Annotated in this window: 16 protein-coding genes and 1 riboswitch; of the genes, 4 read left to right on the forward strand and 12 right to left on the reverse strand. The window is 70.5% G+C overall.

Annotation, left to right across the window (positions count from 1 at the left end; genetic code table 11):
• Positions 1 to 61: 61 nt before the first annotated feature.
• The gene (locus RIN80_RS14100; RefSeq protein WP_309095917.1) at positions 62 to 1,579 is read right to left on the reverse strand and encodes a glutamate-cysteine ligase family protein; all 1,518 of its coding nucleotides are present in this window, start codon (positions 1,577 to 1,579) and stop codon (positions 62 to 64) included.
• Positions 1,580 to 2,127: 548 nt separating this feature from the next.
• On the opposite strand from RIN80_RS14100, the gene RIN80_RS14105 reads away from it, so the two are divergent.
• The 3 genes from RIN80_RS14105 (at position 2,128) to RIN80_RS14115 (ending at position 4,567) form a co-directional block, all read left to right on the forward strand.
• Complete coding sequence (locus RIN80_RS14105; protein ID WP_309095918.1) at positions 2,128 to 2,712, forward strand: hypothetical protein; 585 nt, start codon at positions 2,128 to 2,130, stop codon at positions 2,710 to 2,712.
• A 403-nt stretch (positions 2,713 to 3,115) separates the two neighbouring features.
• A complete protein-coding gene (locus RIN80_RS14110; RefSeq protein WP_309095919.1) occupies positions 3,116 to 3,322 on the forward strand; it encodes a DUF5999 family protein in 207 nt (68 codons plus the stop codon).
• Positions 3,323 to 3,532: 210 nt separating this feature from the next.
• The gene (locus RIN80_RS14115) at positions 3,533 to 4,567 is read left to right on the forward strand and encodes a LacI family DNA-binding transcriptional regulator (RefSeq protein WP_309095920.1); all 1,035 of its coding nucleotides are present in this window, start codon (positions 3,533 to 3,535) and stop codon (positions 4,565 to 4,567) included.
• Positions 4,568 to 4,685: 118 nt separating this feature from the next.
• Here the strand turns inward: RIN80_RS14115 and RIN80_RS14120 are convergent, their stop codons facing one another.
• The 5 genes from RIN80_RS14120 to gcvP form a co-directional block, all read right to left on the reverse strand.
• Complete coding sequence (locus tag RIN80_RS14120) at positions 4,686 to 5,750, reverse strand: endo-1,4-beta-xylanase (RefSeq protein WP_309095921.1); 1,065 nt, start codon at positions 5,748 to 5,750, stop codon at positions 4,686 to 4,688.
• A 52-nt stretch (positions 5,751 to 5,802) separates the two neighbouring features.
• Positions 5,803 to 6,645, reverse strand: coding sequence for a carbohydrate ABC transporter permease (locus RIN80_RS14125; RefSeq protein WP_309095922.1), 843 nt, complete (start codon positions 6,643 to 6,645; stop codon positions 5,803 to 5,805).
• Positions 6,642 to 7,643: a sugar ABC transporter permease gene (locus RIN80_RS14130; RefSeq protein WP_309095923.1), complete on the reverse strand. Its 1,002-nt coding sequence runs from the start codon at positions 7,641 to 7,643 to the stop codon at positions 6,642 to 6,644. The genes RIN80_RS14125 and RIN80_RS14130 overlap by 4 nt, the downstream gene beginning before the upstream one ends.
• 6 nt (positions 7,644 to 7,649) lie before the next feature.
• Positions 7,650 to 8,942 carry an extracellular solute-binding protein gene (locus tag RIN80_RS14135; protein ID WP_309095924.1) on the reverse strand — a complete coding sequence of 431 codons (1,293 nt, stop codon included), beginning with the start codon at positions 8,940 to 8,942 and terminating at the stop codon, positions 7,650 to 7,652.
• Positions 8,943 to 9,681: 739 nt separating this feature from the next.
• A complete protein-coding gene (gene gcvP, locus RIN80_RS14140; RefSeq protein ID WP_309095925.1) occupies positions 9,682 to 12,567 on the reverse strand; it encodes an aminomethyl-transferring glycine dehydrogenase in 2,886 nt (961 codons plus the stop codon).
• A 174-nt stretch (positions 12,568 to 12,741) separates the two neighbouring features.
• A riboswitch (glycine riboswitch) is annotated at positions 12,742 to 12,837 on the reverse strand.
• A 113-nt stretch (positions 12,838 to 12,950) separates the two neighbouring features.
• Between gcvP and RIN80_RS14145 the strand changes: the two genes are divergently transcribed.
• The gene (locus RIN80_RS14145; RefSeq protein ID WP_309095926.1) at positions 12,951 to 13,328 is read left to right on the forward strand and encodes a PRC-barrel domain-containing protein; all 378 of its coding nucleotides are present in this window, start codon (positions 12,951 to 12,953) and stop codon (positions 13,326 to 13,328) included.
• Here RIN80_RS14145 and RIN80_RS14150 read toward each other — a convergent pair.
• From RIN80_RS14150 to RIN80_RS14175, 6 genes are all read right to left on the reverse strand, one after another.
• On the reverse strand, positions 13,283 to 14,740 hold the full coding sequence (locus RIN80_RS14150; RefSeq protein WP_309095927.1) for a DNA polymerase IV: 1,458 nt from the start codon (positions 14,738 to 14,740) through the stop codon (positions 13,283 to 13,285). The two genes, RIN80_RS14145 and RIN80_RS14150, sit on opposite strands and share 46 nt — an antisense overlap.
• A 185-nt stretch (positions 14,741 to 14,925) precedes the next feature.
• Entirely contained in the window at positions 14,926 to 15,609 is a 684-nt protein-coding gene (locus tag RIN80_RS14155; RefSeq protein WP_309095928.1) for a MerR family transcriptional regulator, read from the reverse strand.
• Between the two features lie 311 nt (positions 15,610 to 15,920).
• A complete protein-coding gene (locus tag RIN80_RS14160) occupies positions 15,921 to 16,394 on the reverse strand; it encodes a bifunctional nuclease family protein (RefSeq protein WP_026253112.1) in 474 nt (157 codons plus the stop codon).
• Between the two features lie 82 nt (positions 16,395 to 16,476).
• Complete coding sequence (locus RIN80_RS14165) at positions 16,477 to 17,214, reverse strand: MerR family transcriptional regulator (RefSeq protein ID WP_309095929.1); 738 nt, start codon at positions 17,212 to 17,214, stop codon at positions 16,477 to 16,479.
• A gap of 52 nt (positions 17,215 to 17,266) precedes the next feature.
• Complete coding sequence (locus RIN80_RS14170; RefSeq protein ID WP_309095930.1) at positions 17,267 to 18,223, reverse strand: FHA domain-containing protein; 957 nt, start codon at positions 18,221 to 18,223, stop codon at positions 17,267 to 17,269.
• A 61-nt stretch (positions 18,224 to 18,284) separates the two neighbouring features.
• On the reverse strand, positions 18,285 to 18,935 hold a 651-nt coding region (locus RIN80_RS14175; protein WP_309095931.1), incomplete at its 5' end, for a DUF881 domain-containing protein.

The following is an 18,935-nucleotide window of genomic DNA, read 5'->3' on the forward strand; positions in this document are numbered from 1 at the left end:
CTCCACTTCACCGATCCGTCGGATCAGTATGGCGGCAGGGGGTCGTCACCCCGCAGGCGCGTCAGCCCAGCGACACCGGCTCGGGCAGCCCCACCGGCCAGCTGTGCACCGGGTCCCCCTGATGCATCAGCTCGCGGTAGCGCCGGGTCGTGGCGGCCAGGGCCTCCTCCCGGCCGAGGCCGGCGTCGAGGGCCTTGTGGAAGGTCGCGGCCTGCCAGCTCGCCCCGTTCGTCCGGCGCCGGCAGCGCTCCTCGATCACGCCCAGGTACAGGTCGCGGTCGGCCGGCTCGACGCCCCAGGCGTCCAGCCCGGCCTCGGCGAGCGGCAGCAGTTCGTCCCGGACCAGGTTGACCGCGTCGACCTCGGTGGTACCGCCGTACCGGCCGCGCCGGGGCCAGGTGAAGCGGGCGTCGATGCCGTCCTTGCACGCCGCGTCGAAGTTGGCCGCGGCCGCCTCGAAGGGCAGCCGGGTCCACACCGGCCGGGCCTCCTCGGCGAGGGCGCGGACGACCCCGTAGTAGAAGGCGGCGTTGGCGACGACGTCGATGACGGTGGGCCCGGCGGGCAGCACGCGGTTCTCCACGCGCAGGTGCGGTACGCCGTCGGCGACGTCGTAGACGGGGCGGTTCCAGCGGTAGATGGTGCCGTTGTGCAGGACCAGTTCCGCGAGCGTCGGGGCGCCGCCCCGGTCGATCACCTCCAGCGGATCCTCGTCGTCGCAGATCGGCAGCAGCGCCGGGTAGTAGCGCAGGTTCTCCTCGAAGAGGTCGTAGGCCGACTCCACCCAGCGCTCCCCGAACCAGGTGCGCGGGCGGACGCCCTGGGCCTGCAGCTCGGGCGGGCGGGTGTCGGTCGACTGCTGGAACAGCGGGGGCCGCGACTCGCGCCACAGCTCCCGGCCGAACAGGAAGGGCGAGTTGGCGCCGACCGCGATCTGCGCGGCGGCGACCGCCTGGGCCGCGTTCCACACGTCGGCGAACCGGCCCGGGGTGACCTGCAGGTGCAGCTGCACGGACGTGCAGGCGGCCTCCGGCGCGATCGACTTGGAGGTGCAGCTGAGGTGCTCGACGCCGTCGATGTCGAGGGTGAACTCCTCGCCCCGAGCGGCCACGATCTGGTCGTTGAGCAGCGTGTAGCGGTCGACGTCGGAGAGGTTCGACGACACCAGGTCGTCGCGGTCCAGCGTCGGCAGGATGCCGATCATCACGATTCCCGCGTCGACCTCTCCGGCTTTCCGGTCGGCATATGCCAGTGACGTACGGAGTTCCTCCGCCAGCCGGTCGAATACGCGGCCTCCCAGCGGGTGGGGAGGGATGTTCACTTCCAGGTTGAACATGGCGAGTTCCGTTTGGAAATCACGACTCGCGATCCGCTCCAGGACTTGCCCGTTCAACATTTTCGGCATGCCGTCGGCACCGGCCAGATTCAATTCGATCTCGAGCCCCATGAGGTTCTTCGGGCGATCGAACCGCTTCTCCGCCAGGAGTCGCTCCAGGCCCGTCAGACACTGACGGAGCTTGTCGCGGTAACGCTGGCGATCGGACAGGTCGAACCGCCCTGCCACGACCTTCTCGCCCATCGACGTGTCCCTCCTCATGATGATGCCGGCCGGGATCCGGCCGTCGGCCTCCCGGTCAGGTGGAGGATGCCCAGTGAAAGCGATCGATAACGTCCCGGACGGGCCCGCCGACCGCTACGCTGGTCCTCTGTGACCGGTGGCACATTCGCCCGGCATGACGCGCAACACAGGTTTCGAGGCACCGCGAACTCGTGAAAAACGCCGACGAGAATGGGCCGACCGGCCCGCGGCCATTCGCCGAGGTCATCGCCGCACACCACCACCGGAAATCGGGATAATTCTCGCGTATCGCCGACCGAATGTACCCTTGTTCTACTCACCGGAAACGGCTAGGCGAAACACAGTCCGAACCCGTGTCGTATAAACTCCGCGAACAAGGCAGAAGGTTGGCGCCCCGGTCGACGGGTCCTGCCGTCGAGGCGACGTTCGGCGGACCTCACCCCCTCTCGTTCACGACCCGGCCCCTGCCTCTCTGACCCTCGTGAGCTGACAGCGCCGTCCGCCCCCGCCCTCGCGCCACCGTGCCTTTGAATGAGAGGCGACCCACCATGCCGCTGCATGTCCCTCCGGCTCCCGCGCCCGCACTCCGTTCCGTCCTGACTGCGCTCTCCTCTCCCACCGCGGTCCGCGAAGCCCGAACTCCCGCCCTCCTCCGCAGCCAGGGGCCCGTCACTGCCGAGCTCCCCCTGCCCGTCCACGTCCTCGACCGGGTCACCGCCGAGGGCGTCTCCGCCACCCGGTTGGCCGGATGGCGTTTCCTGATCCGCTGCGGTGACCGTGCCGTGGCCGCGGCGGAGACCATGCTGACCCCCGACGGCTGGGCCTTCTCGCACTTCTTCGAGGGCCCGTACATCACCTCCACGGAACGCGCCCTGCGCCAGGCCGAGGCGATGCCGCAGCCGTACCAGCCCCGCCTGCTGTCCGTGCCCAGCCTCTACATGCTGACGCTCTGGCTGCACGAGGACAGCACCGCGGACGGTGCCGCCGGCCACCCCGCCGCCACCGACCTGCTCGTCCCGCTGGCACCCGCGCCTCCCGGCATCGCGGCCCACCGCCCGCACCGCGTCGCGGAGCTCCTGCCGGTCCTGACCCACCGGGCCACCCCCACACGGCTGCTCCGCTCACCCGCCTGAAGCGGCCCCGCCGTACCTGCCTCGCCGACCCCGTCGCCGCATCACCGGCGGCGGGGTCGGCCTTTCACACTCGCGCGATCGCTCGTACGAGCGCCGAATGGCTCGTACGAGCCCAAGGGAACGCGGGCCCGGACCGGACTAGCCCCATTCGGCCACTGCGAACCACCCGAAGTGACAGTCCCGTTGGGATGAACCGTCCGCGCGGGTGATGCGTCATGAACCTGTGAGGAGCGGTGCGGCGAAATCCCTGCGGATCGATGCCCGTGGGGCAACACTGGGTTCCGACGACTTATGACAACGGGGGGCGGCCATGAACGACGCTTCTAGCCGCGGATCAGACACGACGACCGACTCATCGAACTCCCGCACATCGTCCACCACGACAAAGCGAAAGATCCCACCCATGTGCCAGCACCAGACACCGTGCCCGTCCGCCGACTCCGCCGACCGCGACTCCGCCCGACTCGTGGCACACCACCCGGAGCAGGGCTGGAGCCTGCTGTGCAACGGCGTGCTGCTCTTCGAGGACACCGGTGAACTCCTGCCGGACGGCAGGATCATCGCCCCGCACCGCCCGCTCTCGGGCAGCCAGGTGATGACGGCGGCCTGAGGACGCCGGGGCGGGCGCCACCCCGCCCGCAGACATGAGGGGCCGGCCGCAGGAGACGCTGCGCACCGGCCCCGACGCGTGTTCGGCCCCGGTCACTCCGCGTCACCGGCGGCGACGCCCTGTCCCCGGCCCCGCGTCACTTCCCACGGATGCCCGTTCTCCGGAAGACTTCTGGCAGTTGCGCGATCACCGTCGACGGAGGTGGGGGCAGTGCCGGCACGTGAGGCCGACGCCGAGGGCAGAGTCACGATCACGGAGATCGCCCGGCGGGCCGGCGTGTCCGTGCCGACCGTGTCCCGGGTGGTCAACGGCCGCTCCGACGTCGCGCCGCAGACCCGGGCCCGCGTCGAGGACCTGCTGCGCCGGCACGGCTACCGCAGGCGCCCCGCGGCCCCGCGCACCCGGGCGGCCCTGCTCGATCTGGTCTTCAACAATCTGGACAGCCCCTGGGCGGTCGAGATCATCCGCGGGGTCGAGGAGGTCGCACACGCGGCCGGGGTCGGCACGGTGGTCTCGGCCCTCCACGACCGGTCGGGGGACGCGCGCGAATGGATGCGCAACCTGCGGGCCCGGGCCTCCGACGGCGTCGTCCTCGTCACCTCGGCACTGGGGCCGACGCTCCACGAGGAACTGCGGATCCTCGGCGTGCCGCTGGTGGTCGTCGACCCGGCGGGCTCCCCCGCCCTGGACGCGCCCACCATCGGCGCCGCGAACTGGGCGGGCGGCCTGGCGGCCACCGACCACCTGCTGTCCCTCGGGCACCGCCGGATCGGCCTGATCGCCGGGCCGCCGCGACTGCTGTGCTCCCGGGCCCGGCTGGACGGCTACCGGGCGGCCCTGGAAGGCGCCGGCATCGCCCCCGACGAGTCCCTCGTCGTCCCCGGTGACTTCCGCCCCGAGTCCGGCTTCACCGCCTGCAACACCCTGCTCGACCTGCCCGAGCCGCCGACGGCGGTGTTCGCGGCATGCGACCGGATGGCCCTCGGCGCCATCGAGGCCCTGCGCCGGCGCGGGCTGCGAGTGCCGCAGGACATGAGCGTGGTGGGCTTCGACGACCTCCCGGAGGTCCGCTGGTCGGCCCCGCCGCTGACGACGATCCGCCAGCCCCTGGAGGACATGGGCCGACTGGCCGCCCGTACGGTGCTCCGCCTCGCCCGCGACGGGGAACCGGGCGCACCCCGGGTGGAGCTGGGCACCGATCTGGTGATCAGATCGAGCACGGCCCCGCCGCCGGACCGGCACTGACGAACCCGTCCGAACCGGGAACCCCTGGCCCGCGCATCCCGGGGCGGCACCCGGGCGAGGCCGCGACCGGCCCGCGGCGCCCGCCGCTCCCGGCGGGCGCACCACGGCCGGCCCCCCGCTACCTCCGGGCCAGCGCCTCCCGCAGCGCGAAGTACGCCGGCTTCGGCTGCAGCTGCTCGTCCCACGGCAGGGCCGCGCCCTCGCCCGGGAAGAACGCGGGGATCCACGAGTACTTGTCCGTGTAGTCCCAGAGGGTGAGGCCCACGCAGCGGCGCACGGCCAGGCACGCCTCGGTCAGGTCCCGGTACCACTCGGCCTGCTGCTCCAGCTTCTCCTGGGTCGCCGGCAGCTGCATCCGGATGTCGACCTCGGTGAGGGCGGTGTCGAGGCCGAGCCGGGAGAAGCGGCGGAGGTTGTCCTCCAGGGTCGTGGGATAGCCGTACTGGAGGGCCAGATGGGCCTGGAAACCGATGCCGTGCAGCGGGACGCCCTGGGCCTTCAGTTCCTTGGCCAGCCGGTGGTAGGCGTCGCTCTTGGGGCCGATCCCCTCGATGTTGTAGTCGTTGAGGTACAGCTTCACGCGCGGATCGGCCTGGTGCGCCCAGCGCAGCGCGTCGGCGATGTAACCCGGGCCGAGCGTCTTGTAGAACACCGACTCGCGGTAGGTCCCGTCCTCGTTGAACGCCTCGTTGACGACGTCCCAGGCGAAGACCTTGCCCCGGTAGTGCCGTACCTCCGTCTGGATGTGCTTCTTCAGCACGGCCCGCAGCTCCGGGGCGGTCCACTCCCGCTCGGTGAGCCACCCGGGCAACTGGCTGTGCCAGACCAGGGTGTGGCCGCGCACCTTCTGCCGGTTGGCCCGGGCGAGGTTCACGATCTCGTCGCCCTGAGAGAAGTCGAACACGCCCTGCTCGGGCTCGGTCGCGTACCACTTCATACCGTTGCCGGGCGTGATCTGGTCGAACTCGCTGCCGAGCAGGGCCGTGTACGGCCCGTCGGTCAGCTCGGGGTTGTCGGTGGCGCTGCCGAAGTAGCGCCCGTGGCGCTGGGCCAGGTCGGCGAGGGTGGGCTGCCGGTCACCCGCCTGCCGGTCACTCGCCTGGGCGGGCGAGCCGGCCCCCAGCCCGGCGGTGACCAGGAACACGGCGACGGCACCGGCGAGTCTGAGACGGTTCTTGCGCATGGTGCGACTCCTCACGACAGGTGGGTGGACAGAGCCGTACGTCCGCGGCGCGTCAGCCTTTCGTCGCGCCTGCGGTGAGGCCGCCGACGAGCTGGCGCTCGGCGACGGAGTAGAAGGCGAGGGCGGGGACCATGGCCAGGACCAGGTAGGCGAAGACCTTGGCGTAGTCCGCGGAGTACTGCCCCTGGAACTGCTGCACGCCGATCGGCAGCGTCCACCACTGCGCGTCGGTGAACACCAGCAGGGGCAGGAAGAAGTTGTTCCAGCTGGTGACGACGGCCAGCACCGAGACGGTGCCGAGCGCGGGCCGGGCCATGGGCAGCAGCACTCGCCAGAAGAAGCCGAGCGGGCCGCACCCGTCGAGCGTGGCCGCCTCCTCCAGCTCGCCGGGTATCTGCCGGAAGAAGCCGCGCAGGATGATGATGGTCATCGGCAGCCCGAACGCTGCCTGCGGCAGGATCACGCCGAGCGGGTTGTCGAGCAGCCCCAGGGACCGCAGCAGCAGGAACAGGGGCAGGGCCGCGACCGCGAACGGGAACATCAGCCCCATGGTGAACAGCGTGAACAGCAGCTCCCGGCCGCGGAAGGCGAACCGCGCGAAGGAGAAGGCCGACAGCGCCGAGACCGCGACGACGAGCACGGTCGTGCCCACCGCGATCAGCGTGCTGTTGCCGATCAGCCGCCAGAAGTCTCCCGAGGCGAGGATCCCGGTGTAGTTGGACGTCACCCACGACTCGGGCAGTCCGACGGGGTTGCGGGAGAGTTCGTCGGTGGACTTGAAGCCGGAGAGCGCGGCGTAGAGCAGGGGCACGGCCATGACCGCGCCGATGACGACCAGCACGACGTGCAGGCCCCAGGTCCTCCCGCCCCCGCGGGTCTTGCGACTGACCGTCACTTTCCGTCACCCCGCATGGTGGTGGTGGCTCCTTCGAGGTCGCGCCGGAGCACGTACCGCTGGTAGGCGAGGGCGAAGACGAGGCTGATGGCGAACATGGCCACGCTGATGGCGCTGGCGTAGCCGACCTGGTACCGCTTGAAGCCGTACTGGAACATGGTCACGGCCATGGTCTCGGAGTGGTGGTCCGGGCCGCCCGCGGTGGTGACCCACACCAGGTCGAACAGCTGGATCGACCCGATGACCGACAGGAACACGCTGATGCGCAGGGTGGGCGCCAGCAGCGGCAGGGTCACGTTGCGGAAGCGCTGCCAGGGACCGGCCCCGTCGATGAGCGCCGCCTCCGTCAGCTCCTTGGGGACGGCCTGGAGCCCGGCCAGGTAGAGCATCATGTGGAAGCCGAAGTACTTCCACATCATGACCAGGAACAGCGTCGCCATGACCGTGGACGGATCGGCGAACCACTCCCCGCCCAGCCCTTCCAGCCCGATCCGGCCGAGGACCTGGTCGGCGAAGCCGTCGTCCGGGGCGAAGATCATGCCGAACAGGATTCCGGTGATCGCCTCGGACAGGACGTACGGGGCGAAGAACAGCATCCGGTAGACCGCCCGGCCGCGCATCCGCTGGTTGAGCAGCACGGCCATGGCGAGCGCGAACGGCAGCTGCAACGCGAGCGAGAGCACCACCAGCACCAGGCAGCGCCACAGGTCGCCCAGGAACACCTCGTCCTGGAAGAGCCGGGTGAAGTTCTCGCCGCCGACGTACTCGGAGGGCATGCCGAAGCCGCCCCACCGGAAGAACGCGGCGTACAGGGCGAACAGCATCGGCAGCAGCACGAGCCCGATGAACAGCACCAGGGCGGGCAGTTGGAAGCCGGTGGCGGTCAGCCAGTTCAGGGCGCGTCGCCGGGCCCGCCTCCGGGCCCGATCGGCGGGGGCCGGGGACGGCGGGCCGGTGTCGGGGCCGGTCCGCTCGCTCGGCAGGAACGTGGAGGTCATCGCCGGCTACTGCTCTTCCTTCGCGGTCTTCGTGACCGACTGGGCGACCTGCTCGGGCGACTTGGATCCCGATATGAGCGCGGCGACGCTGTCGTTGACCTCCTGGCCGACGGCGGGCGCGTAGGCCTGGTCGAGGTAGAGCTGGAAGCCGGTGGCCTTCTTCAGCTCGGCCTGGACGGCCTTGATGTTGGGGTCGGCGATGGCGCTCTCGGCCGCCGGGACCACGGGCAGGACCCCGGTCTTCTCGACCAGCTCCCGGTCGGTGGCCTCCGAGGCGAAGAACTTCAGGAAGTCGACGGCCGCCTGCGGGGCGCCCCGGCGCAGGGCGTGTCCGCCGCCTCCGCCGAAGACCTCGGTGATGGCCCCCCGGCCGCCCTCGACCGCGGGGAACGGGAAGAATCCGAGGTCCTTGCCGAGGCCCTTGCCGGCGTCGGCCTGGACCACGGGGGCCCACTGGCCCATCAGTTCCATGGCCGCCTTGCCGTTGCCGACGCTGGCGGCCTGGCCGGTCGGGCTGGAGTAGGCCGCGCCGAGGAAGCCCTTCTGGAACGGCTGGAGGCCGACGAGTTCCCTCATGTGCTCGCCCGCCTCGACGAAGGGCGCGCCGGTGAAGTCCTTGTCCTCGTAGGCCTTCTGCAGCGCCTCGGCGCCGGCGGTACGCATCGCCAGGTACGCCCAGTAGTACATGCCGGGCCACTTCTCCTTGCCGGCCAGGGCGAGGGGGGTGATGCCGGCCGACTTGAGCTTGCGCACGGCGTCGAGGAATCCGCTCCAGGTGGTCGGGGGCTCGCCGATGCCGGCCTTCTCGAAGTGCGCCTTGTTGTACCAGAAGCCGATCATGCCGATGTCGAACGGGACGCCGTAGGCCTTGTCGTCGATCAGGTACGGCTCCCGGGCGACCGGCAGCAGGGCGTCGCCCCAGGGCTTGGCGCGGTCCGTGAGGTCCTCCACCAGCCCGGCGTCGACCTGCTGCCGCAGGACGCCGCCACCCCAGGTGTGGAAGATGTCGGGCAGCTTCCCGGAGGAGGTCAGGGCCGTCATCTTCGACTTGTAGGCGTCGTTCTCCAGTTGGACGATCTTCACCTTGACCGTGGGGTTCTGCGCCTCGAACTTGCGGGCGAGAGCGGCCCAGACGCTCTTGGTGGGTTCGGTGGTGGAGATGTTCCACCATTCGATCGTGGTCGTCCCGGACGACCCTCCGTCCGAGTCCCCGCCGCATGCGGTCAGTGCCGTCATTCCCAGACCGGCCACGGCGGAGGCCGCCAGGAAGCCGCGGCGGGACAGTGCCGGGTCGCCCATCATGCTCCTCGAAAGTTTCGAATGAGATCCAGAAAGCTGCGTTGATGCCGCACCCTAGAGACAGCCGGTAAACGGTGGCAACCCCTTGTACACGGTGAATCTCTCTGCGACTCGGGTACCGACGGAGGCTGCCGAAACATTCGGTCGAGATCACGAACGTTACGGACCCAGTGATCACGCTCAGTGCTCGCCCCGCACCCCGAGATCGACGTACCGCCTCCCGCGCCTCAAGCGCCGCCGCACGCGCCCCAACTGGCGTTTTCGATCGGGCGCCCGCCCTGGCGTCGGCCTTGACGGAAGCTCGACGCGTACGGCCCCGGCATTCGCGGGCCACGACATCACGCTCCGCTTATGCTGATCGGCCGTCCAGTGATGGCCGGAACCAGCTGAGCCGGGCATCGGGAGCACGTCGATGGCGACCACCGAGCAACCGCCGAGCCTCACGGAGCCCGCTCCACCCCAGTCGCCTGCGCGCCTGGATGCCGGCGGGCCTGTCCGACACGGGCAGGAGCCGCGGCCGCACCGGAGCGCACGCCGACCCCGAGGCCACGCACCAGGGCCGGCCCTGGTGGCCCAATCGCCATCCCCCGATCGGGCCCACCATCCGGATCGCACGCCGGACACGCATACCGCCGTGCGGGACCCTGGTCGCCTGATGGACACGCGCCACGACATGACAGGAGGGACCCCGCAGCGCGGAGCCCCTCCTGTCGGCCGGACCGGTACGTCCGTGGGCAGATCAGCCCTCGTACGCGTCCAGCGGCGGGCACGAGCAGACCAGGTTCCGGTCGCCGAACGCCTGGTCGATACGGCGCACCGGCGGCCAGTACTTGTCGGCGGCCGAGACCCCGGCCGGGAAGACGGCCTCCTCACGGCTGTAGGCGTGCTCCCACTCCCCGGCGAGGGCGCCGGCGGTGTGCGGCGCCCCCCGCAGCGGGTTGTCCTCGGCGGGCCACTCACCGGAACCGACCTTCTCGATCTCGGCGCGGATGGCGATCATCGCGTCGCAGAACCGGTCCAGCTCGGTCAGGTCCTCCGACTCCGTCGGCTCGATCATCAGCGTCCCGGCCACCGGGAACGACATGGTCGGCGCGTGGAAGCCGTAGTCGATGAGCCGCTTGGCGACGTCGTCGACGCTCACCCCGGTCGCCTTGGTCAGCGGCCGCAGGTCGATGATGCACTCGTGCGCCACGAGCCCGCCGGGGCCGGTGTAGAGCACCGGGTAGTGCGGCTCCAGCCGCTTGGCGACGTAGTTGGCGCTCAGCACCGCCACCTGCGTGGCCCGCTTCAGCCCCTCGCCGCCCATGAGCCGGACGTACGCCCACGAGATCGGCAGGATGCCCGCCGAGCCCCAGGGTGCCGCCGAGACGGGGCCGACGCCCGTCTCCGGGCCCGCCTCCGGCTGCAGCGGGTGGTTGGGCAGGTACGGCGCGAGGTGCTCGCGCACCGCCACCGGACCGACGCCCGGGCCGCCGCCGCCGTGCGGGATGCAGAAGGTCTTGTGCAGGTTCAGGTGCGAGACGTCGCCCCCGAAGTGCCCCGGCTTGGCGAGCCCGACCAGCGCGTTGAGGTTGGCGCCGTCGACGTAGACCTGACCGCCCGCCTCGTGCACCTGCGCGCAGATGTCGGCCACGTGCTCCTCGAACACGCCGTGCGTGGACGGGTAGGTGATCATCAGCACGGCCAGCTCGTCGCGGTACTGCTCGATCTTCGCGCGCAGGTCCTCGACGTCGATCTCGCCGTCCTCGGCGGTCTTCACGACCACGACCTTCATCCCCGCCATCACCGCGCTGGCGGCGTTGGTCCCGTGCGCGGACGACGGGATCAGGCAGACGGTCCGCTGCTCGTCCCCGTTGGCCCGGTGGTACCCGCGGACGGCGAGCAGACCGGCCAGCTCGCCCTGCGACCCGGCGTTCGGCTGGAGGGAGACCTTGTCGTACCCGGTGACCTCGGCGAGCCGGTCCTCCAGCTCATGGATGAGCGTGAGGTAGCCCTCGGCCTGCTCGGCGGGCGCGAAGGGGTGCAGCTGCCCGAACTCCGGCCAGGTGACCGGCTCCATCTCCGTGGTCGCGTTGAGCTTCATGGTGCAGGAGCCCAGCGGGATCATGCCGCGGTCGAGCGCGTAGTCCCGGTCGGCCAGCCGGCGCAGGTAGCGCAGCATGGCCGTCTCGGAGCGGTGCTGGTGGAAGACCGGGTGCGTGAGGTAGTCGTCGGTGCGCAGCAGGCCGTCCGGAAGCCCGTCCTCGGTGGCGGCGTCCAGCGCCTCGATGACCCCCTCGACACCGAAAGCGGCCCACACGGCCCGCAGCTGGGCCCGGGTGGTGGTCTCGTCGCAGGCGATCGAGACGTGATCGGCGTCGACGAGACGCAGGTTGACCCCGTTGTCACGCGCGGCGGCCACGACCTCTGCGGCCCGGCCCGCGACGCGCACGGTCACGGTGTCGAAGAAGGAGCCGTGCACGACCTCGACCCCGCCGTTCGCGAGCCCGGCGGCGAGAACCGTGGCGTAGCGGTGGGTGCGCCGCGCGATGCCCTTCAGTCCCTCCGGGCCGTGGTAGACGGCGTACATGCCGGCCATCACGGCGAGCAGCACCTGCGCGGTGCAGATGTTGCTGGTCGCCTTCTCACGGCGGATGTGCTGCTCACGCGTCTGCAGCGCGAGCCGGTAGGCCCTGTTCCCGTCGGCGTCCACGGAGACGCCGACCAGCCGCCCGGGCAGGCTGCGCGCCATCTTCTCCTTGACCGCCATGTAGCCGGCGTGCGGCCCGCCGAAGCCCATCGGCACGCCGAAGCGCTGGGTCGTGCCGACCGCGATGTCCGCACCGAGCTCACCGGGCGACTTCAGCAGCGTCAGGGCGAGCAGATCGGCGGCGACGGTGACGACCGCCCCGAGCTCGTGCGCCCGGTCGATGACGGGCTTGATGTCCCGCACGGCACCCGAGGCGCCCGGGTACTGGATCAGTACGCCGTTGATCTCGCGCTCGGCGATCTCGGCCGGGATGCCGTCGCCGAGGTCGGCGACGACGACCTCCACGCCGGTCGGCTCGGCCCGGGTCTGGATCACGGCGATGGTCTGCGGGAGCGCGTCCGCGTCGACGAGGAACAGGCCCTTCTTGTTCTTGCCCATTCGCCGCGACAGCGCCATGGCCTCGGCCGCCGCGGTGCCCTCGTCGAGCAGGGAGGCCCCGGAGGTCGGCAGTCCGGTGAGGTCGGCGACCATGGTCTGGAAGTTGAGCAGGGCCTCCAGCCGCCCCTGCGAGATCTCCGGCTGGTACGGCGTGTAGGCCGTGTACCAGGCCGGGTTCTCCATGACGTTGCGCATGATCACCGGCGGCGTGAAGGTGCCGTAGTAGCCGAGTCCGATCATGGAACCGAGGACCTGGTTACGGTCGGCGAGCGAGCGCAGCTCGGCGATGACCTCGGCCTCGCTGCGGGCGCTCGGCAGGTCGAGGGCCTCGGCGCTGCTGATGACGGCCGGGACCGCGGCGGCCGTGAGCTCGTCCAGCGAGCCGTAGCCGACCTGCGCGAGCATCTTGGCCCGGGCCTCGTGGTCGGGGCCGATGTGACGCTGCTCGAAGGGGACTGCTTCCTCGAGCTCGGAAAGCGGAATGCGATGGGCGGTCATGGGCGGAGGCCTCCTGGTCTGACACGACCTTCGAGGGGCACCACGGCGCGGGTACCCGGACGGCCTCCCCCTCTGTCATCTCAACCTGAGAGCTTCACCGGATCGCCCGAAGGCCTCCGGCTTTCACCGTCGGTGAGAGCGGAAGCCGACACCCGCTCTTCTTTCCAGAGTGACCTCGTCCGTGCGGTACGTGTGCCTGAGAGATTCCGGGGAGGATTTGCTCCTTCGGCGCCTCCGGTGGTGTCCGGAGGACTCTCCCGCACGGGGTCAGCAGCCGTTGCCAGCGTACCAGCGCGGTCAACGCACGAACCTTCGAGTGGCCGCCTCCTCGATTGTGCCGTTTTGTTGTGCTTACAGATCAGTTGCGAGCCTGTGGAGGTCCCGTGCGTACCGACATCGATCCGCGCAACCTGATCGGCCGCAAGGCGTTCGACCGCAACGGAACCAGGATCGGCACCATCGACGAGGTCTACCTCGACGACGCCACCGGCGAGCCGGAGTGGGCGGCCATACGGACCGGCCTGTTCAGCAGGGACGCGTTCGTCCCGCTGGAGCCCAGCGAACTGATCGACGGCGCCCTCCACGTCCCTTTCGAACGCGCCCTGATCAAGGACGCCCCCGACTTCGGCGTGGGCCGCCACCTCTCCCCCGAGCAGGAACTCCAGCTCTACCACCACTACGGCCTGGACATCGCGGCCCCTCCCGCGCTCCCCGATCACGAGTTCGGCAAGCTGGCCGGCTCGGACGAACAGACGACGTGACCCCCGGGCCCGCCCGCCGAAGGCGTACTCACGGGGCCGACGGGGCCGACGGGGCCGCCTCCCGGTTCCTCGGGTCTTCGTAACACCAGCGGCAACGGATCCGCCGGTTCCAGCGCGGGATCGTCCACCCGGAAGGTCCGCACCCTGCCGGGTGCCGAGCCGGGCGTCTCGAAGCGCACGGTGACCCTCCCCAGCCCACTGCCCTGCACCCATCCGTGCCCGAACTCGGCGTGCCGCACGTCGTGCCCGGCGGGCCAGCGCCGCTCGGCGAGCGACGGCTGCTCCTCGGCCTGTGCCACGGCGTGCTCCTCGACCGGCCCCTCGGCCCCCGCCCGCTCCCCCGCGGCCTGCGCGAACAGGTCCTCCTGCGTGTAGTCGGCGAGTCCGCTGACCCCGACCCCGAGCAGCCGCACCCCGCCCGTGGTGTCCACCGAGTCCAGCAGCCTGGCCGCGGCTTCCCCGATCACCCCGGGGTCGTCCGTCGGCCCCCGCAGCGTCTCCGACCGGGTGAGCGTCGAGAAGTCGTACCGCCGCACCTTCAGCACGATGGTCCGCCCGGAGAGACCGGCCCCGCGCAGGCGCCGTACGCACCGGTCGGCCAGTCGCTGCACCTCCAGCCCGACCCGCACCCGGTCGTGGATGTCCACGTCGTACGTGTCCTCCACGGAGACGGACTTCGCCTCCCGCTCCGCCACCACGGGCCGGTCGTCCCGCGCCAGGGCCATCGCGTAGAGCCCGTGCCCGTGGGCCTTGCCCAGCAGCCGGACCAGTTCGTCCTCTCCCGCCTCGACGATCTCCTCGACGGTGGTGATCCCGGCGCGCCGCAGATGGTCGCCCGTCGCCGGCCCGACTCCGGGCAGGGTCCGCACCGACATCGGCCCGAGCATCGCCCGCTCGGTGCCCGGCTCGATCACCACCAGCCCGTCGGGTTTGGCCTGCTCCGAGGCGATCTTCGCGAGCATCTTGGAGGCGGCGAGCCCGACCGACCCCGTGAGCCCGGTGACCGCGCGGATGTCGGCGCGCAGCTGGGTCCCGACCAGCCGGGCGGACTCCTCGTCCCAGGCCACTCCGCCGGCCTCCAGGTCCACGAACGCCTCGTCCAGGCTCAACGGCTCCACGAGTGGCGACAGCGCCCTCAGCAGCTCCATGACGCGCTCGCTGATCGCCTTGTAGAGCCCGAAGCGCGGCACGAGGTACGCGGCGTTGGGCGCGAGCCGCCTGGCCTGCCCCATGGGCATCGCCGAATGCACCCCGAAGACCCGCGCCTCGTACGACGCCGTGGCCACCACACCCCGCGGCCCGAGTCCACCCACGACCACGGCCTTCCCGCGCAGACTCGGCTTGGACGCCTGCTCCACCGAGGCGAAGAAGGCATCCATGTCGAGATGCAGGATCGTGGGCGCGGTTCTCACAACTCCGATGCTGCCCTACGCCACTGACAATGCCCCGTCGACCGCCCCGTCCGGCAACCACCCCGGGGGGGTAACCGCTTGCGGCCGGTGCGACGGACCCGGCCGGCACGCGGACCCGGCCGGTACGACGGCTGAGGAAACGTCCCGCCTCCTGCGACCACCCGGAGCACCGCCTCAGCGGCGGCTCATACGGCCCGGTTCCGCCGTCGCGCCAGCTCGTCCGCCGGGTTGGGCCCGACCAGCGTCTCGCCGGTGTCGATCCGCTCCCCGTGCAGCTGGGACAGCGCGCTCTCGACATCCCGCCACACCACGCCGACGGCGATCCCGAAGACCCCCTGCCCCCCTTGGAGCAGGGCGTGGACCTCGTCCGGCGAGGTGCACTCGTAGACCGTGGCGCCGTCACTCATGAGCGTCATCCGCTCCAGGTCGCGGAAACCGCGTTCCCTGAGGTGCTGCACGGCCGTGCGGATGTTCTGCAACGACACCCCGGTGTCCAGGAACCGCTTGACGATCTTCAGGACGACCACGTCGCGGAAGCTGTACAGCCGCTGCGTCCCGGACCCGTGGGCCGGACGCACGCTCGGCTCGACGAGACCCGTGCGGGCCCAGTAGTCCAACTGCCGGTAGGTGATACCGGCGGCCGCACAGGCCGTCGGACCGCGATAGCCGATCTGCTCGGACGCCATGGACGTCGTCCCTCCGCTGCTCGGCACGGCCGTCGGTCGCTGCGGAGCGTGATCGACCGCGTCGCCGGGCTGGGGGTATCCCCCGCTCACGCGGAGCCGTGAGCCGGGGGGAGGGTACGGACCGCTCGCCCTGAGACTGCGCTCGGGGCCGCCCCCAGCCGTACCGTCGCCGCTGCTTCTCACGCCGACCTCCGTCCTTGACCTGCCTTCTCGACGGTAGGCAGTCACCAGGGGTGCGTCAACGATCGCCACACTCGCCACGCCGAGTGATAATCACCCTAAGAGTGGTTTCCCGTGCCCCACCGCGGGGAAAGGCTAGCCGAATGAGCTCGGCGCGGGCCGGGTGACGCTCTCACTCGCCACCGGCACATGCGGGCAATTCACCCGCCACAACGCGTCGGGCGACCCTGCCGCGGACCACATCGTCCGCCGGGCCGCCCCTTCGCTCACCGACTGCTGCAACCCTGCCTCCCGGTCCGCTTCCGACCGGAGGCTCACTGGCTGCTGGTGCCGAAATCCTCCGGAGAGATCTGGTCGAGGAACTCGCGGAACTTCTCCACCTCGTCCTCCTGCTCGTCCGGGATCGCGATACCGGCGTCGTCGAGCACCGTGTCGCTGCCGTAGATCGGCGTCCCGGTGCGCAGTGCGAGCGCTATGGCGTCGGACGGGCGGGCGCTCACCTCGACACCACTGGCGAAGACCAGCTCCGCGTAGAAGACGCCCTCACGCAGGTCCGTGATGCGCACTTCCGTGAGCTCCTGGCCGACAGCCTCCAGCACGTCCTTGAACAGATCGTGGGTCAGCGGCCGCGCGGGAGCCATGCCCTGCTGGGCGAAGGCGATCGCCGTCGCCTCCCCCGGTCCGATCCAGATGGGAAGGTAACGGTCGCCTCCCACTTCACGCAGCAGCACGATCGGTTGGTTGGAGGGCATTTCGACCCGGACACCTACGACATCGAGCTCGTTCACACAGCAACCCTAGGCCGTGCTCGGGATGTTTGGGTAGTCGGGCCGGGATCGGGCACCTGATCCGGCCCCCGCGGCCCCCCGCTCAGGGCAGCCGTACCCCGAGTGCCGTCCGCACCAGCGCGGCGTGCAGCCGCACCGTGAGCCCCGCCAGCTCCTTCGTGCGCTCCTCCGCGTGAGCCCTGGTCTGCGGGTTCCGGTGCCGCTTGAGCGGGGCCACCACCTGGTCCACGAGCCCGGCCTCCCGATCGGCTGCGGCCTTCATCGCCCGCAGATGCCGCGGCTCGATCCCGAACCGCCCGAGTTCGACGACGAGCGAGGCCACCTGAACCGCCTCGGCGTCGTACGCACCGTCCTCCAGTGGAGTGAGCAGTCCGTACGACTCCCACTCCTTGAGCTCCTGCTCGCCGATGCCGGCCGCGGCGAGCAGCTCCTCACGGCCGATCCTGGCCGCAGTGGGCCCCTCGGGAACATCGGACACGGGTTCACCGTCCCGCTGGCGGCCCACCACGGGCAGCTGGACGGCCTCACCACGCTCCATGGCCTCCAGATGCTCGCGGATCACCTTCAGGGGCAGATAGTGGTCCCGCTGCATCCTCAGGACGTGACCGAGGCGCTCGACGTCGTGGGCGCTGAACTTGCGATACCCCGAGGGGGTCCGCTGCGGCTCGATGAGCCCCTCCGCCTCCAGGAAACGGATCTTGGAGACGGTGACCTCGGGGAACTCGTCGCGCAGCACGTTCAGCACCGTGCCGATGCTCATCAGCCCACTGTCCGTGGCGGCGGCACCGTGTCCGGCACCGCCGCTCGGTGTTCGAAGCATGGACCTTCCCTGACGGACGGACCTTCGCTGGGCCTCCCCGGACGTGTCCGGGTCAGTAGCCCCGCTGGCTCGCGTAGAAGACCAGCCGGTACTTGCCGATCTGCACCTCGTCGCCGTTGTTCAGGGCGACCTGGTCGATCCGCTCACGGTTGACGTACGTGCCGTTCAGACTGCCCACGTCGGCCACCGTGAACGAGCCGTCCTGGCCTCGGCGGAACTCCACGTGCCGCCGGGAGACCGTCACGTCGTCCAGGAAGATGTCGCTCTGGGGGTGACGTCCGGCCGTGGTCAGGTCGCCGTCGAGGAGGAAGCGGCTCCCCGAGTTCGGCCCGCGGCGCACCACCAGGAGAGCGGAACCCAGGGGCAGCGCGTCCACGGCTGCCTGCGCCTCGGGAGACAGCGTGGGCATCGGCGTCTGGCCGGTGGTTTCGCTGTCGTAGGCCTCGAGACCGGAGATGGAGATCGTGGAGGTCGTCTCGGACGGACGCTCCGGCGTCGCGCCGGGCCGCAGCGGCGCGCCGCAGTTGGAGCAGAAGCGACTGTTCTCCGCGTTGCGGTTACCGCACCTCGTACACACCAGGGCCGACATCGGATCCTCCTGCCGCGGCTGCTCACCCGGAGCGTGGGACGCGTACGGGTCGGAAAACCCTCCACCCGCACCTGAGGCTGACGGTTGGCCGAAACCTATGCCGCCGGGCTGCGCAGGGTCAACCGACGGCGCGCCCTGACCTCCGGAAACGTCACCACCCGGACCAGCGACCTGGTCACGGAAGAGCGGCCGCTGGCCTTCCGCGTCAGGCTGTGCGCGATGACGAGCGGTGGCATTGCTGTCGCTGCCCTCTCGCGCGCTCTTGCCGAACAACTTCGCAAACAACTTCACGGGCGATTCCCCTTGACCGAAACAGACCCGCCCGTGGGGCAGGACGAACCCTGACTGAACACTCTGGCCGACCCGGACATCCTGACAACGTCCGTCTGCACCAGACAGTTTCCACCACGCACCACCCATTCGGTGCGCCGACCCCCCGCAACCTCATGCCCTCGCCGGACGTCGCCCATGCACCCCCGGTTCACTGCGAGGACGACCGAGCGTAGTCAGGCCGCTTCGCCGCTCGCAAGGCGTCCACGACGATCTTCGTCGATCGCTCGACGGTCGCGGTGGCCTGTTCCTTCTCGAGAGTCTGCACCACGCCTCCGGGGATGTTGAGCGCCGGCTCGAGGTCCTGCGGCTTGCCGATGACCTTGAAACGATAGGGCGCGTTGATCTTGTTCCCGTCGACGCTCACGCCCTTGCCGGAATCCGCGAGATACGTGCCTGCGACCACGCGTACGCCGTTCACCTGGATCGCCTCGGCACCCGCCGCACGCAGTTCCTGGATCGCGTCGAGCAGCATGTCCGCCTCGACCGTCCCCTTCGTGTCCTCGATGGTCATGGTGATGCCGGGCCCCTGCGCGGCGACCGTCCCCGCCAGGATGCCGAGTTGCCGCTCCTTCTCGATCGTCTGCTTGCGGGCCTCCTCGGCCTGGTCCGAGCTGTTCTCCAGCTCGTCCCGCTGCTTCTCGAGACCTTGCTTCTCGTCCTCTAGACGCTGAGTACGGTCGTCCAGTTCATCGAGGATGCGGACCAGATCCTCCTGCCGCGCACCGCGCAGGGCACTGTCACCGTCGCTGTTCGACGCCACCTGCACGGCCAGACCGAAACCGAGGCCGAACAACAGCAG

Origin of the sequence: Streptomyces sp. (assembly GCF_031181705.1) — a bacterium.
Classification (GTDB): domain Bacteria; phylum Actinomycetota; class Actinomycetes; order Streptomycetales; family Streptomycetaceae; genus Streptomyces.

Bases quoted from the DNA above. Each gene is read 5' to 3' on its own strand.
- RIN80_RS14100 (WP_309095917.1), bottom strand. From the start codon at position 1,579: ATGGGCGAGAAGGTCGTGGCAGGGCGGTTCGACCTGTCCGATCGCCAG.
- RIN80_RS14105 (WP_309095918.1), top strand. From the start codon at position 2,128: ATGCCGCTGCATGTCCCTCCGGCTCCCGCGCCCGCACTCCGTTCCGTC.
- RIN80_RS14110 (WP_309095919.1), top strand. From the start codon at position 3,116: ATGTGCCAGCACCAGACACCGTGCCCGTCCGCCGACTCCGCCGACCGC.
- RIN80_RS14120 (WP_309095921.1), bottom strand. From the start codon at position 5,750: ATGCGCAAGAACCGTCTCAGACTCGCCGGTGCCGTCGCCGTGTTCCTG.
- RIN80_RS14130 (WP_309095923.1), bottom strand. From the start codon at position 7,643: ATGACCTCCACGTTCCTGCCGAGCGAGCGGACCGGCCCCGACACCGGC.
- RIN80_RS14135 (WP_309095924.1), bottom strand. From the start codon at position 8,942: ATGGGCGACCCGGCACTGTCCCGCCGCGGCTTCCTGGCGGCCTCCGCC.
- gcvP (WP_309095925.1), bottom strand. From the start codon at position 12,567: ATGACCGCCCATCGCATTCCGCTTTCCGAGCTCGAGGAAGCAGTCCCC.
- RIN80_RS14165 (WP_309095929.1), bottom strand. From the start codon at position 17,214: ATGCTTCGAACACCGAGCGGCGGTGCCGGACACGGTGCCGCCGCCACG.
- RIN80_RS14170 (WP_309095930.1), bottom strand. From the start codon at position 18,223: ATGGGTGGTGCGTGGTGGAAACTGTCTGGTGCAGACGGACGTTGTCAG.